Source organism: Alterileibacterium massiliense (genome assembly GCF_900104645.1).
Classification (GTDB): domain Bacteria; phylum Bacillota; class Clostridia; order Peptostreptococcales; family Anaerovoracaceae; genus Alterileibacterium; species Alterileibacterium massiliense.
This window is the reverse complement of the sequence record NZ_FNWE01000002.1, coordinates 55,405-70,726: the sequence shown is the minus strand read 5'-3', so window position 1 is coordinate 70,726 and position 15,322 is coordinate 55,405. Positions and strand designations below refer to the sequence as shown.

General features: G+C 38.1%; 16 protein-coding genes and 1 pseudogene. 14 read left to right on the top strand and 3 right to left on the bottom strand.

Features of this window, described 5'->3' with window-relative positions; genetic code table 11:
- Positions 1-37: 37 nt before the first annotated feature.
- Positions 38-1,420, top strand: coding sequence for a DNA repair protein RadA (gene radA / locus BQ5371_RS02170; RefSeq protein WP_071132315.1), 1,383 nt, complete (start codon positions 38-40; stop codon positions 1,418-1,420).
- A gap of 151 nt (positions 1,421-1,571) precedes the next feature.
- On the opposite strand, the gene BQ5371_RS02165 is transcribed toward radA, so the two are convergent.
- The 3 genes from BQ5371_RS02165 to BQ5371_RS02155 form a co-directional block, all read right to left on the bottom strand.
- Positions 1,572-1,982, bottom strand: a complete 411-nt coding sequence (locus BQ5371_RS02165; RefSeq protein ID WP_071132314.1) for a TOBE domain-containing protein — start codon at positions 1,980-1,982, stop codon at positions 1,572-1,574.
- 302 nt (positions 1,983-2,284) lie between these two features.
- Entirely contained in the window at positions 2,285-3,718 is a 1,434-nt protein-coding gene (locus BQ5371_RS02160) for a sensor histidine kinase (RefSeq protein WP_083377386.1), read from the bottom strand.
- Complete coding sequence (locus tag BQ5371_RS02155; RefSeq protein ID WP_071132312.1) at positions 3,699-4,385, bottom strand: response regulator transcription factor; 687 nt, start codon at positions 4,383-4,385, stop codon at positions 3,699-3,701. The genes BQ5371_RS02160 and BQ5371_RS02155 overlap by 20 nt, the downstream gene beginning before the upstream one ends.
- A 200-nt stretch (positions 4,386-4,585) precedes the next feature.
- Between BQ5371_RS02155 and BQ5371_RS02150 the strand changes: the two genes are divergently transcribed.
- The 13 genes and pseudogenes from BQ5371_RS02150 to BQ5371_RS02095 all read left to right on the top strand — a co-directional run bounded on the left by BQ5371_RS02150 (position 4,586) and on the right by BQ5371_RS02095 (position 15,265).
- Positions 4,586-5,086 carry a CarD family transcriptional regulator gene (locus tag BQ5371_RS02150; protein WP_328586034.1) on the top strand — a complete coding sequence of 167 codons (501 nt, stop codon included), beginning with the start codon at positions 4,586-4,588 and terminating at the stop codon, positions 5,084-5,086.
- A 181-nt stretch (positions 5,087-5,267) separates the two neighbouring features.
- Positions 5,268-5,975, top strand: a pseudogene (locus BQ5371_RS07165) (IspD/TarI family cytidylyltransferase); the annotation flags it as partial.
- Positions 5,976-5,984: 9 nt separating this feature from the next.
- Entirely contained in the window at positions 5,985-6,467 is a 483-nt protein-coding gene (ispF, locus tag BQ5371_RS07160) for a 2-C-methyl-D-erythritol 2,4-cyclodiphosphate synthase (RefSeq protein WP_135354804.1), read from the top strand.
- 4 nt (positions 6,468-6,471) lie between these two features.
- Positions 6,472-8,208 carry a proline--tRNA ligase gene (locus BQ5371_RS02140; protein WP_071132310.1) on the top strand — a complete coding sequence of 579 codons (1,737 nt, stop codon included), beginning with the start codon at positions 6,472-6,474 and terminating at the stop codon, positions 8,206-8,208.
- Positions 8,209-8,754 (top strand): chromate transporter, encoded by a 546-nt coding sequence (locus BQ5371_RS02135; RefSeq protein ID WP_083377384.1) that lies wholly within the window; start codon positions 8,209-8,211, stop codon positions 8,752-8,754. It abuts the gene before it with no gap.
- Positions 8,751-9,329: a chromate transporter gene (locus BQ5371_RS02130; RefSeq protein WP_071132309.1), complete on the top strand. Its 579-nt coding sequence runs from the start codon at positions 8,751-8,753 to the stop codon at positions 9,327-9,329. Before BQ5371_RS02135 ends, BQ5371_RS02130 begins: the two co-directional genes overlap by 4 nt.
- A gap of 20 nt (positions 9,330-9,349) precedes the next feature.
- Positions 9,350-10,753, top strand: coding sequence for a cysteine--tRNA ligase (gene cysS, locus BQ5371_RS02125; RefSeq protein ID WP_071132308.1), 1,404 nt, complete (start codon positions 9,350-9,352; stop codon positions 10,751-10,753).
- 2 nt (positions 10,754-10,755) lie between these two features.
- Positions 10,756-11,172, top strand: a complete 417-nt coding sequence (locus BQ5371_RS02120; protein WP_235821167.1) for a Mini-ribonuclease 3 — start codon at positions 10,756-10,758, stop codon at positions 11,170-11,172.
- A gap of 2 nt (positions 11,173-11,174) precedes the next feature.
- Positions 11,175-12,005 carry a thymidylate synthase gene (thyA, locus tag BQ5371_RS02115; protein ID WP_071132307.1) on the top strand — a complete coding sequence of 277 codons (831 nt, stop codon included), beginning with the start codon at positions 11,175-11,177 and terminating at the stop codon, positions 12,003-12,005.
- 6 nt (positions 12,006-12,011) lie between these two features.
- Complete coding sequence (locus BQ5371_RS02110) at positions 12,012-12,521, top strand: dihydrofolate reductase (protein ID WP_071132306.1); 510 nt, start codon at positions 12,012-12,014, stop codon at positions 12,519-12,521.
- 96 nt (positions 12,522-12,617) lie between these two features.
- Positions 12,618-13,391, top strand: a complete 774-nt coding sequence (gene rlmB / locus BQ5371_RS02105; RefSeq protein ID WP_071132305.1) for a 23S rRNA (guanosine(2251)-2'-O)-methyltransferase RlmB — start codon at positions 12,618-12,620, stop codon at positions 13,389-13,391.
- On the top strand, positions 13,388-14,221 hold the full coding sequence (locus BQ5371_RS02100; RefSeq protein ID WP_071132304.1) for a patatin-like phospholipase family protein: 834 nt from the start codon (positions 13,388-13,390) through the stop codon (positions 14,219-14,221). Before rlmB ends, BQ5371_RS02100 begins: the two co-directional genes overlap by 4 nt.
- Positions 14,222-14,269: 48 nt before the next feature.
- Positions 14,270-15,265: a hypothetical protein gene (locus BQ5371_RS02095; protein ID WP_071132303.1), complete on the top strand. Its 996-nt coding sequence runs from the start codon at positions 14,270-14,272 to the stop codon at positions 15,263-15,265.
- Positions 15,266-15,322: the final 57 nt, after the last annotated feature.

Genomic DNA, 15,322 nt, shown 5'->3' with positions numbered 1-15,322 from the left:
TTATTTGTAAGAAGAATTTGAGATTTGGCAGGTTGTTATGGCAAAAAAAGCAAAGAAGGTATATCTATGCAAAGAATGTGGAAATGAATATCCTGCTTGGCAGGGAAGGTGCGATTATTGTGGCTCTTGGAATACAATAGTAGAGCATAGGATAAGCGAGGCACCTAAGTCATCTTCGCAGGGAAATAAAATTTTGAATACAAAGGCTGTTAATCCGATTAGGCTGAGCGAGGTTGGCACGGATAAATATGACAGGATTAGTTCGGGCATAAAAGAGCTGGATAGGGTGCTTGGAGGCGGAATTGTTTTGGGTTCGCTCATACTTATTTCAGGTGAACCGGGGATAGGAAAATCCACTCTAATACTCCAGAGTGCAAATGATATTGCAAAAAATAATGGCAAAGTCTTATATGCTACAGGAGAAGAGTCAGAGGAACAGGTTAAGATTAGAGCAGATAGAGTTTGCGAAAAAATTTCAAATGACCTCCTTGTTGTGCCGGAAATCAACCTTAATACTATAATAGGCATATGCGAGGATATTTCTCCAAGTTTACTAATAATAGATTCCATTCAGACTATGTTTTTAGAAGAGATAGACTCAGCTGCCGGTTCAATATCACAGATAAGAGCTTGCACTTCTACTCTCATGCAATATGCTAAGACAAATAATGTGCCAATTTTTATAGTTGCCCATGTCACCAAAACAGGAGAATTGTCCGGACCAAAGACCATCGAACACATGGTAGACTGCGTTTTGGGCTTTGAAGGAGAAAGGGATAAAGACCTTAGGATATTAAGGTCTAAGAAGAATAGGTTTGGTACGACAGATGAGATAGGAGCTTTTAGAATGTGCAATATTGGAATGGAAGATGTCACGGACTTAAGCACTCAGCTCCTCGAAAATACCGGTATTAGGGAAATTGGATCAGTTGCGTCCGCAGTCTATGAGGGAAGCAGACCTATTTTCTTTGAAATACAGGCACTTGTAACACCTGCAAATGTTGGATTTGCAAGGCGAACATCGGTAGGAATAGATAATAACAGATTAAACATGATTCTTGCTGTTCTAGAGAAAAAAGCAGGTATTAATCTTATAAATCACGATGTATATGTAAATGTGGTCGGAGGAGTTAAACCGGGGAATCCAAGCACAGACCTCGCAGTTGCCCTAGCAATATATAGCTCATATTGCGACAAAAGTTCAAGAAAAGAGATTGTAGCAATTGGAGAAGTTGGTCTTACAGGCAATCTAAGAAGCGTAAAAAATGCTGATAAGATAATATTAGAAGCTGAAAGAATTGGATATGAGGCTATCATACTTCCTGAATCCAGAAGTAAAAATAAGTCGAGCGATTATAAGGACGAGCAAATAACAATTTGCAAAGTCCAAAACATTATAGATGCGATAAAGCATTTCTAGGGAAGGCTTAGCAAATATGGTCAATCCAATCCGGCAAATCAAACGCAATAAATCAAATGTATTAAATCCAACGCATTCAAAAACCGCACCTATTGATAGGTGCGGTTTTATTCCCTATAATTTTTCTTATGGCTATTTATATTTCTATAAATTAGCGACCAACCATTACTGAAGTAGCCTTGATGACTGCTGTAGCTGGAGCACCTTCTTTTAGCTCAAGTTCTTTTACAGCAGCATTTGAAATTGTAGCTGTTACCTGACCGATAGGTGCGTCAATCTTAACAATTGAATTTACAGCACCTTCTTCAACAGACTTAACCTTACCTTCGAACTGGTTTCTAGCTGATAGCTTAAGTGTTCCCTTTCCAACCATTACCTCTGTAGCCTTAATAACTGCTGTAGCAGCAACTCCCTCTTTTAGCTCTAGCTCATTAGCAGAAGCCTTTGAAATAGTTGCAGTAACAATTGCTCCATTAACATCAATCTTAACGATTGAGTTTACAGCACCTTCTTCAACAGACTTAACCTTACCTTCAAACTGGTTCCTAGCAGATAATTTCATGATTTTTCCTCCTAATTTTTAATTCCTTATATGATTTAATTTATATAATTCCTAATAAAACTTCTAAAAATCTTAATAAATAATATAAGTGGGTATAGTCTAAAACGCACCGCATATAGATATATTTATTAAGCTTTAAACTTTATAATTATAAATAATATGAAATATTTAGTATATATAAAAATAAAGAAAGAAGTTTTTTAATCGTTAATTATATTAATTACATTGTACAAAATCAATAAGCTTATATTGAATTATTTATATGATAAATTTTTGAACAGTTTGTGTTGGATTTTACCAGTCTATTTTTTTACTACATCCATCTCAAACCAAAACTCACTGCCAACGCCCTCTTTACTAGTTACTCCGTAATTCGCATTATGAAGCGATAATATGCCCTTGACGATTGAAAGACCGAGACCGTTCCCATCTACAGACTGCTTGTGATTTGCACTCGTCCTATAATATCTGTCCCATACATGACTTAATTCGTCGGCAGGGATTCCAACGCCGTGGTCGAGAACGCTGAACCTTATAGTTTTTCCGGAAAAAGCCTTTTTCAAATTAATCTCAATATTTTTATTGTCCTCCGAATACTTAATTGCATTTGATATAAAATTAATCATGACCTGTTTTATCTTGTCGAGGTCGCCGTAGACATATGTTGCCTTTGGCTTATTGAATTTAATGGTATATCCATCTTGCTCGCTTAAATATTTATAAGTTTCAAATACTTCTTCAGCAGCTTCAACTATGTTGAACTTTGTCTTGTCTAGAATAATATTGCCGGACTGAAGTCGTGACATAGCGAGCATATCACTTACCAATTTATTGAGGCGATCAGCTTCGGAGATGATTACCCTGAGGTGTTCTTTACGCTTTTTCGGATTATCACCAGAAATATCATTTATCATCTCGGCATATGACTTAATCATTGTCAGAGGGGTTTTTAAATCGTGAGTTACATTTGCAATCAAATCCCTTTGGTATGAATCAGAGCGTTGCATCTCATAAGAAGCCGTATTTAAGGTTCTTGCAAGTTCGTTTGTCTCTGTGAACATACCGCCGTTAAATTTAACATTAAAATTCCCTTTGCTAAGCTCAACGGCAGACTTTGTGATATTGTCGATCGGCCCAGATAACCTGCGTGATAGATATAGTGCAAGGACGACAGCAACAATAAGTGAAAATAGCGTTATAAGGTGAAATTGCGATCTAAGGATTTGCACCGTTGAACGGACGGGATAAAGAGGTGCTACCAGATACAGTATCTCGTCCTTTGAATCAGGATTTAGATAACTAGCATATACCAAGGTATAAAGGTCAGAGTCATCTTCCTTTGTAGTTATAGACACGCTATTTAGATTGCTATTTCTTAGATTTGTATTAGCTTCAGATATTTCGTAGTCATATCCGAGTGATACGGGCTGAACACCCGCACCATAATTATATGAAATGGTACCGTCAGATGAGCTTACAAGTATATAAACACCGCTATTTTTTGACACATCAACGGCAGCATCGTTAAAAGCCTTGCGGTTAAAATGATACTTATTTTCAAGCATCTTTGCAGAGGTTCTGATTTCAGAAATTCTCATCTCCTCGTAGTAGTTATTGATTAAAAAATTTTGAAGAAACCACACCAAGAGTAGCAAGAGAACTGCAAAAATAACAAAATAAAGCAGCGATACCGTTCGTATGCTGCTGAAATCGAATCTACTTTTCTTTGTCTTCATATTCGAATTTATATCCTACGCCCCTCAAAGTGACAATAAATTTCCTATATGCTCCGAGATTATTACGAAGATTTTTGATGTGAGTGTCTATCGTCCTATCATCACCAAAGAAATCATATCCCCAGATGTCAGAAAGTAATTTATCACGAGATAATGCGATATTTTTATTCTTTATAAGGTAGAATAATAGGTCATATTCCTTTGGGGTAAGGTTGACTTTTTGACCATCAACCGTGACAGTTCTAGCGGCGAAATTGACTTCGAGTCCGTCGAATGATGCAATTGAAGCAGACATCTGGTCAGAACCATTTTTTCTATTAAGAACTGCATTTACCCTAGCCATAAGCTCCTTAGGGCTGAAAGGTTTTACAACATAATCATCAATTCCAAGCTCAAATCCGAAGAGCTTGTCATATTCCTCGCCTCGTGCAGATAGCATGATTACAGGAATGTCTTTAATCTTTTTTATTTCTTTTACAGAGCTAAAACCGTCGAGCTTAGGCATCATGACATCCATGATTATAAGGTCATAATCATTTAATTTACATAATCCTATTGCACTCATTCCATCTCCCGCTTCGGTCACCTCGTAACCGCTAAATTCGGCATATTCTTTAATAACCTCTCTTATCTTCGCTTCGTCATCTACTACAAGAAGTTGTTTCATTGCTAATCCCCTTTCAATTTGTTAGACAGATTATATCATAGTTAAAAAAACCTGTAAAACATATAAAATTTCAAAATCATAGGTATATCCTAAATAATGATTGACATATAGAGAATTAAATTATATAATACAAAATTTTGAATTTGAAAATATTTTATATTTCATGTATAATGAAAGCCGTAAGATTGTGCAGAAAATTCATGTTTAGCAAAGAAAGTCGATGCGTAATGTTTAAAATAGGAGATAAAATTGCATATCCTATGCAGGGAGCAGGCGTCATTGTAGATATTAGCGAAGAAAAAGCAGGTGAAGAGCTTCATAAGTATTATCATGTGGAGCTTTCTCACAGCGATTTAAAGGTCATGGTTCCTGTAGAAAATTCCGAGATAGTAGGCGTTAGGCGAATAATCGAATCGGCGGATATTGGCAAGGTGTTAGAAGTGCTTGAAGCTGAATCAGAACCTATGCCTACCAACTGGAATAGGAGAGATCGAGCTAATAAAGAGAAGCTCCAGACGGGAGATATTCATGTCGCTGCAGGAGTTGTCAGAGATCTTGTTCGGCGAGATAGGATAAAGCGTCTTTCCACCGGAGAGAGAAAGCTTTTGGGTGTTGCAAAGCAGATACTTGAGAGCGAACTCGTTCTAGCGGGCGGATATACGATGGCGGAAGCTGATGAATTGGTCGAATCCCATATATAGCGTAAGCAGATGTGAGTTTCGGCTATTTTTATGCTCTAAACAGTATTTTTTATAATTTGTGCTCGATTTTATTAAAAATGATAATTTAGATTAAACAGAATTCGCCTTCTAAAAACCAATATATTAAATAGAAATATTATTCCATTAATATTTCTAATTTGTGCTCTGGAGGTAGGAAAACTTGGAAGAAATAAAATATTGTGCACTTGTTGTTGCCGCAGGAAAAGGCTTGAGAATGAAGACAAAAAAGCCAAAGCAACTCCTAATGTATAAGGGAAAGAGCGTTTTGGAATCAGCTATAATACCATTTCTCGGCAACGACAAAATAGAAATTGTTGTTGTTGCAGTGCCTGAGGGGACTAATCTTGAAGATTCTCCATATACAGATATTGCAAAAAGACTTAAGAGGCAGTTCGAAAAGGACATAATTCTAATTCATGGAGGAGATGAGAGGTCTAGCTCAGTATATAAGGGGCTTATTTTCATAGAAGACCTGTATTCAGAAAAAGGCATAAAAAGTGATGATGTCCGCATCCTTATTCACGATGGTGCAAGACCAAATATAAATGATGATATTATAGAGAGGAATATCGCAGGATTAAGAGAGCGAGATGCGGTATGCACAGCCGTTAGAGCTATTGATTCTATGCGTATTAAATCCTTGAACTCCGAAATCGATTATCCTATAATAATTACCGAACAAATTGATAGAGAGAAGATATTCAATGTTCAAACTCCACAGAGTTTTAAGCTCAGCGTTGTTAAGCAAGCATATGAGGCTGCAGAAAGGATTGGATACAGCGGAACAGATGATGCTTCGATAGTTGAATACTCAGGCACAGAGATTGCTATAGTAGACGGTAGTTATTCAAATATTAAAATTACAACCGAGACGGATATACCTGTTACAACGAGGGTTGGAATAGGATATGATGTACATAAATTTGATAGAGATAGAAGGCTCATACTATGTGGAGTAGAGATTCAAAGCGAAATGGGACTAGATGGACACTCTGATGCCGATGTAGCAACCCATGCTTTGATAGATGCAATGCTTGGAGCGGGAAGCAAGGGAGATATTGGCAAGCATTTTCCTGATACAGATGAAAGATATAAAGACGCGTCAAGCATAGAGCTTCTCAAGGAAACAATGGAGATAATTGATATAGCAAATATAGTAAATGTTGACCTAACCATAATCGCAGAAAAGCCAAAGCTTGCACCATATATCGAAGATATGAGAAAAAGCCTTGTATCTGCACTAGAAGTTGACATCAATGCAGTGAATGTAAAAGCTACTACAACCGAGGGGCTTGGATTTACAGGAAGAAAAGAGGGAATTGCCGCAATGGCGATATGTTCCATAGAGGGGAGATTTTAACAATATGAAATTATCAAAGATGCACCTGAGGACTCTTAGAGAAGCCTCAAAAGAAGCTGAACTTGAGAGTCACCAATTGCTTATCAGAGCAAATATGATTAGAAAAGAGGCTGCGGGAGTCTATACTTTTATGCCTCTTGGCTGGAAAGTCGTAAGAAAGATAGAGGACATTGTTAGATATGAGCAGGACAGGATTGGAGCAGAGGAGCTTCATATGCCTGCAACTCAGCCGGCAGAGCTATGGCAGGAATCTGGAAGATGGTATGCGTATGGACCTGAATTATGGAGAATTCAGGACAGAAATAACAGAGATTTTTGCCTAGCACCGACCTGCGAAGAGATGATTACAAATATAGTTAAAAACGAAGTTTCGTCGTATAAAGAGCTTCCGATGAATTTTTACCAGATTCAGCTCAAATATAGAGATGAAGCTCGCCCAAGATATGGGCTTATGAGGTCTAGAGAATTTCTCATGAAAGATGCTTATACCTTTGATAGAAATAAAGAGGAGCTCGATGCCTCTTATGAAGAAGAATATAAGTCATATGAAAGAATTTTTAAAAGATGCGGACTGAATTTCAGGGTTGTAGAGGCTGACAATGGGGCAATAGGAGGTAGCAATTCGCACGAATTCTCTGCCTTATCAAGCAATGGTGAAAGCGAGCTCGTGTACTGTGAGAGCTGCGATATGGCTGCTACAGTCGAAAGAGCGGCTTGTGTTGACGAAAAACCTATAGTGGAAGAACCTCAGGAATTAAAGAAGGTTCATACGCCTAGCACAAAAACTATTAAAGAGGTGTGCGAATACCTAGGTATAGATAAAAAGAAATCTATCAAGGCACTCATGTTTGTTACCTATGATGAAGAACTCAATCCGTCGGAATATGTTGCGGTATTCATAAGGGGAGATCGAGAACTTAACATGGTAAAGCTTGTAAACGCCTTAGATATTCCTGAACATTTTATAGAATTTGCTGACGAAAATGACATGGGTCCTGCGACGGGCATCGTCGGAGGATTTACGGGTCCGGTCGGATTGCACAATTGCAAGGTAGTTGTTGATAGCGAGCTGGAAGGCACTGTAAATATGTGCACGGGTGCTAATGAAGAAGATTATCATTACACGGGAGTTTGCTATGGCAGAGATTATAAGGCGGACATTTTGACCGATGTTAAAGTTCTAGAAGAAGGAGCACCATGCCCTAAGTGTGGCAAGCCTGTAAAGCACACGAGGGGAATTGAAGTAGGACAGATATTCAAGCTTGGAACAAAGTATTCTGAATCATTAAAGACATATTATAAAGATGAAAAAGGCAATGAGAATGTGTACTGGATGGGATGTTATGGAATAGGCATTACAAGAACGCTTCAAGCCATAGTAGACCAGTGTCACGATGACAAGGGAATTATCTGGCCAATTTCGGTCGCACCTTATCATGTCATCATAACTCTTATCAAGCCTGAGGACGAGGCACAAAAAGAGCTTGCAGACAGGATAGAGTCTGAGCTTATGAAGAACAATATAGAGGTTCTTGTAGATGATAGAAAAGAAAGAGCCGGAGTTAAATTTAACGATGCAGACCTAATTGGAATCCCTATCAGAATAACGATAGGAAAGATGGCTGGTGAGGGAAAAGTAGAATATAAGCTGAGGAGAGATAGCGAAATGTCTGTTCTTACAGCAGAGGAAGCGATTTCTTCAGCTAAGAAATTGATAGAAAAAGAAAGATTTGGTATATAAGTGTTAGAACTATTTCTAGTATTCTTTAAAATGGGACTTTTTACCATAGGAGGCGGAATTGCGATGATTCCTATCCTTAGGCAAGCCATGGTAGAAGACAAGAAATGGTTCGACGACGAGGAAATGCTCGATATTATAACGGTGTGCCAGAGCTTGCCGGGGGTCATTGCGATCAATATGGCTACTTTTGTGGGGTTTAAGAGGCGTAAGTTTCTTGGATCCCTTGTTGCAACTTTTGGGGTAATTTTGCCATCATTTGTTATAATAATTTTTATTGCCATGGGACTTAATTTTATAAAAGACAATCCCTATGTGCTTGGTGCTATGGGCGGGCTTAGAGCTGCTGCAACAGGCATGGTTGCATATGCAACCTATACCATAGGAAAGGTTGCGATAAAAGATATTGAATCAGCAAATATTGCGGTATTGGCATTTATACTCATGGCATTTATGCACATCAGCATTATGGTTATAATATCGATGCTCATCATATTAGGAGTTATAAAGACTTATCTTAATATTAAGAAGATGGGTGATGACCTATGATATATCTCGAGCTTTTTTGGGCATTTTTCAAAATAGGTACTTTCGGATTTGGCGGAGGAATGGCAATCATAGGTTTGATTTATGAGAATATACAGATTTTTACGCATATTAATCAATATCAATTCGCAGATATAGTTGCAATTTCTCAGACAACCCCAGGACCTGTTGCGGTAAATGCAGCTACATATATAGGCTATCTATCAGCGGGGATTGGAGGCTCAATCGTTGCGACGCTAGGTGTCGCCATTCCGGCATTTTTGATAGTATGTGTTGTCGCAATTATAATGGAGAGGCACAAGAAAAGCGATTATATCATGGGTGTGATTAACGAGGTAAAGCCTGCAACGGTTGCGATGGTCGCTCTCGCTGCGATAACGATGAGCAAGCCCGCATTTTTGACGGAAAGGGCACTCGGCTCAAATATAATAGGTTCAATTTCTACGTGGGCAAGCGGGGTAGATGTGATAGCAATTATAATCGCTTTGCTGACCATAATAGCGATAGGAAAATTTAAAATCAGCCCGATAAAGGTTATGATAGTTATGGGCATAGCAGGGGCATTGTTAGGAGTCTGACAAAAGTATAGGAGAAAAGAATGAAAATTTACAACACGCTTACTAGGAATAAAGAGGAGTTTACACCTCTTGAAGATGGAAAAGTTAAGATATATGCCTGCGGGCCTACGGTTTACAATTATTTTCACATAGGTAACGCGAGACCCTTTGTAGTATTTGACACGCTTAGAAGATATTTAATCCACCTTGGTTACGATGTTAAATTTGTCCAAAATTTTACAGATGTGGACGACAAGATAATCAACAAGGCAAAGGAAGAAGGAGTTTCTGCCACGGAGCTATCTGGCAGATATATAAAAGAATATTTTGACGATGCCGAGGCATTAAATGTTCTTCCTGCGGACATACATCCTAAGGTGTCAGAGCATATCGAGGACATCATCGAGTTTATAAAAACCCTTATTTCAAAGGGATATGCCTATGAGGCAGATGGTGATGTTTACTACGCTACGAGAAAATTCAAAGAGTATGGAAAGCTTTCTAATCAAAGAGTTGACGATTTGGAATCAGGTAGCCGTATAGCAATTGGTGAAGTAAAAAGAGATCCTCTTGATTTCGCACTTTGGAAAGCACAAAAGGAAGAGAGTGAAATAGCGTGGGATTCGCCTTGGGGGAAGGGAAGACCGGGCTGGCATATAGAATGTTCAACCATGTCGAGAAAACATCTCGGGCCAACGATAGATATTCATGGTGGCGGGCAGGATTTGATTTTCCCGCATCACGAGAATGAAATTGCTCAATCCGAAGCTTGCAACGGCGAACCTTTTGCAAAATACTGGATGCACAACGGATATATTACCGTAGACGGTGTAAAAATGTCTAAGTCATTAGGAAATTTTTTCACGGTAAGGGATATAAGAAAAGAATTTGATGGAGATTTTATAAGATTTTTCTTATTGTCTGTTCACTACAGAAATCCTATCAATTTCAGCGACACAGAAATGAATAGCGTGAAGCAGGGATATGACAGGATAAGAAATGCCATAGATAATTTAGAATTTCTTGCTAAAAATGGCGATGATGAGATGACAGATGCAGAAAAAAATGACCTAAAAGACTTCGGAAATCTTGAGCAAAAATTTGAAGATGCGATGAGTGATGATTTGAATACAGCTGACGCAATAGCTTCTATATTTGAAATGGTTTCTCACGCAAATATAATTTCTAAGGCTGGAGCTTCTAGGGAATATGCTAAAGAGGCAAAGGAGAAAATTCAAAATCTGTGTGACATAATAGGAATAATGCAAAATAGGTCAGATAGTTCTCATGAAGATGAAAAAATTAAGAAGCTTGTAGACGAAAGACAGGAAGCGAGAAAGTCTAAGAATTATGCGAGGGCGGATGAGATAAGAGATGAGCTTGCTGAGATGGGAATAACACTCAAGGATACGCCTCAAGGTGTGCAGATAATATATGAGGATTAAAATTGGCAGATATAGTAGATACAAATAATATAAAAACGACAAACACGACAAATACGACCGTGCTTGCATATCTCGGAGATGCAGTATATGAATTAAAAATAAGGGAGATGCTAATAGATAGAGAAGAAAGTCTAAGAGCTAATAATCTTCACCGCAAGGCAACGCGGTATGTTTCTGCGAGAGGACAGGCGACGGCGGTTAAAAACCTAATGAAGGATTTTTTATCTGATGAAGAACTCAGCCTCGTTAAAAGAGCGAGAAATCACAAGACCAGTTCACACCCGAGAGGAGCAGACCCCGTGGAATATAAGCTTGCAACAGGGTTTGAAGCACTCATAGGAGAGCTTTATCTCAAAGGTGAGATGGATAGGATAGATGAAATCGTTAAGATAGCAGTTGATATAATTGATGGAGAGTAGATATGAGTAAAGCTGATGAACTTTTTATAAAAATGTGTCAAGACATTATAGATAACGGGTTTAGCACAGAGGGACAAAAGGTTAGACCGCACTGGGAAGATGGTACGCCCGCACATACGATAAAGAATTTTGGCGTCGTAAATAGGTATAATCTTGAAGAAGAATTTCCTGCACTTACGCTAAGACCTACGGCAATTAAGCTTGCCTTTGATGAACTGCTTTGGATTTGGCAGAAAAAATCAAACAATGTAAAAGACCTAGAAAGTCACATATGGGATTCTTGGGCGGATGAAACAGGCTCAATAGGAAAGGCGTATGGATACCAGCTTGGGAAAAAATATAAATTCAAGCAAGGCGAGATGGATCAGGTAGATAATGTGCTATGGCTTCTTGAAAATGACAGGTATTCAAGGAGAATTATGACAAATATATATAATTTTGACGACTTGAGCGAGATGAATTTAGAGCCTTGTGCCTACAGCATGACATTTAATGTAAAAGGGGATACTCTGAATGGAATTTTAAACCAGCGTTCACAGGATATTCTTGCGGCAAACAACTGGAATGTGGTTCAATATTCACTCCTCTTGATGATGTTTGCACAGGTTAGCGGACTTAAGGCGGGCGAGCTTGTCCATGTTATATCAGATGCACACATCTATGACAGACATATAGATATTATAAAAGAACTGATAAGAAGACCAAGCTATCCGGCACCAAAGGTCAGCCTAAACAAGGACATTAAGAATTTTTACGATTTTAAAAAAGAGGATTTGATTGTAGAAAATTATGAGCATGGAAAGCAGATAAAGAATATTCCAATTGCTATATGAGAGTGAATGGGTGAAAATATGAATTTAATAGTTGCAGTCGATGAAAAATGGGGAATTGGAAGAGATGGAGATTTGCTCACCCATATATCCGGCGACCTAGCATATTTTAAGGAGAAAACAACCGGTAAGACGGTAGTGATGGGAAGAAAGACTATTGAAAGTATGCCTAATGGTAGAGGGCTTCCGAATAGGAAAAATTATGTTTTGAGCAGAAATGAGAATTTCTCAGCGGAAAGATGTGAGATAATTCATACAGATGAGGAGCTAGATAATTTGCTCAAAAATATTAAGGAAGATGACATCTTTATTATAGGCGGAGAGAGCATATACAAGAAATTTTATAAAAAATGCAGTAAATGCTATGTTACTAAGATTTACGAGGACTTAAATGCTGATAGGTTTATGGTAAACCTCGATGAAGATGAGGACTTTAAAGTTACAGAAAAGAGCGAAATTCACGAGGAAAATGGGATAAGATACCAGTTCCTTGTCTATGAGAATAAAAAGATAAAATAAAAGAATAAAATAAAAATATAAAAGGCATAAATAAAAAACAAAGAAAGAGTATAAAAAGAGCATAGAAAGAGCGATGGCTTAGCAGGTAGACAGGGCTTGAAAAAGAATAATAAGCAAAAAAAATATCAAGATGACTCAATTGTTATTGGCAAAAATCCAGTTATTGAGCTACTAAAGGGCAACAGAGAGGTTAAAGAGGTATATATCTCTAGCAGCAGAAGTGACCTAGCTAATGAAATTGGAATTTTGGCAGGCAGGAGAGGAATTAGGGTAAATACAATTTCAAAGGAAGAAATTGATGAAAGAATAGGAAAGGATAATCACCAAGGTGTTTTTGCGGTAACGAAGCCGTATGAGTATTCTAGCGTACAAGCTATCTTAGAAGAAGCTAGAATAAAAGGCGAAGAACCATTTATTATAATTCTTGACGGCATTGAGGACCCTCATAATTTTGGTGCGATAGCTAGGACTTCTGAATGCGTCGGTGCGGATGGAATTATTATTTCAAAAAATAGGTCTTGTGGCATTACTCCTACGGTTTATAAAACATCAGCTGGTGCAATTGAGAATATCAAAATTGCTAGGGTCACAAACATAGGAAGGACAATAGATGAATTAAAGGAAAGCGGTGTATGGATTGCAGCCTGCGACATGAATGGAGAGAATTTTTTTGAAAGCAATAACCTAGATGGTTCTGTTGCAATTGTCATCGGAAACGAGGGCAAGGGAATAAGTAGGCTTATAAAAGAAAAATGCGATTTTACCATATCAATACCTATGCAGGGCAAGATAAATTCACTTAACGCGTCAAATGCAGCAGCAATTGTGATGTATGAGATAAGACGCAGGAGAAGGCAGGATAATATATGATAGGAGTAGTAGATGTAGGCGGAGGCTTGCGAGATGTATATGGTGCAGGAGTTTTTGACTTTTGCATGGGCAATGCTATAAATTTTGATTTTTGCGTTGGAGTTAGTGCAGGAGCGGCAAATATAATATCATATATCGCAAATCAACCGGGCAGAAATTACAGGTTTTATACGGAATACACATTTAGAGATGAGTATATGGGAGCCCGAAATCTCATAAAAAATGGAAGCTTCATAGGATATGATTACATATATGGAACTCTCAGCAATAGCGACGGCGAAGATCCGATAGATTATGATACCTTTGCTAAAAGCGATAAAAGGGCTTTGTTCGTTGCAACTGAAGTTGAAACAGGGGCTCCGATTTATTTTACGAATGATGATATTTCTCAGGATAACTACAGGGTTATAATGGCTTCAGGATGCTTGCCACTTATAGAGCGTCCCTGCGACATTGATGGAAACGGTTATTATGACGGCGGAATCAGCGATCCAATACCTTTTAAGAAGGCTTTTGACGCAGGCTGTGACAAGGTGGTCGTTATATTGACAAGACCGCGAGACTATTATCGTGATAGCAAAGATGATGAAATCTCTGCAAAATTATTAGAAAGACATTATCCGGAAGTAGCAAAGAGAGTTATGAGAAGGGCGGATCTGTATAATTTCCAAATGGATCAGGTGAAGGAGCTTGAAAAAGATGGCAAGGCATTGATACTTGCTCCAAAGGACATTGAGGGAATGACAACTCTCAAAAGAGATCGTGATGCCATGGAAAAGCTCTACAGCTACGGGGTAAGCGATGCTGAGAAGATTAGAGATTTTATATAAACCAAAGCTGGCGTAGATGATTTTGTGCAAGGCTCGTAAAGGATTTTTATGCAAAATGAAAAAAGAAAGCAATTAAATGCGAGCAAATTCTTCGATTATGCTGTGTCGAAAGGTGGGCTGTCAAAGCATAGCCATTTTTCGTGTAAAATATTAAGGATAAAGGGTAAAGATGATGGCGAGCCAAGAGACACTGGCAAACCTACCAATACTGGCGAAAAAAATAAAGCAGAGGATATAACAGGGGATATAAAAAGCAAAGGATTTTCTTTAAAAAAGTTAAATTTTAAAACGCATTTAAATAAAGCCAAGCTAAATAAAACTCACTTAAATAAAACGCAATTAAACAAAACTCACTCAAATAGAACCCGCCCAAATTTTAAAAATATAATCAAAACAAAGGTAGGCAAAATTCTAAAATCTATAAAATTAAGGTTGAGCTCGCTTAGTAAAAAACAAATTTTAATATTCATAATAGTAGGAATTTTGGTTTTTGCGATGGAATTAATCATTGCACATAAGATCGGAAGCAATAATATTGAGGAATACAAGAGGGCGAGCAAAGCATATAAGATGATGTCTAAGACGGCACCAAAGGCGTTAAATGATTTTGGAAGTCAGGCTAAAGAAGTAGGAATAGCATACATAGATAAAAAAGAAGCTGAGGAAGCTAAGCGGAAAGAGGAAGAGGAGATAAAGGCAAAGGCGGCAAAGAGCATTATCAATCCTAACTGGAGAGGCTTGCCACTTTCTGCATCAAGAGGTGCACAAGAGGGCCCATCAGGGAAAGAAACCTATTATAATCTCGATATGTCGAGTGTTGTCAGCATAATGAGGGGCATGGGATATGACGAAGCAAATTATCCATACCATATAAGAGAAGATGGAGCTAAGATGCTCGGCAGATTCATATTGGTTGCTGCCAATCTCAATTTAAGACCTCGTGGAACCCTTGTTACAACATCTATGGGCATCGGTATTGTCGCTGACACCGGAGGATTTGCATCGAGAAATCCAACACAAATAGATATTGCAACTAATTGGTAAAATTCCTTGACTTTGACACAGGCTCGGAGTATTATATATGGGCAACTTTAGCGAAAT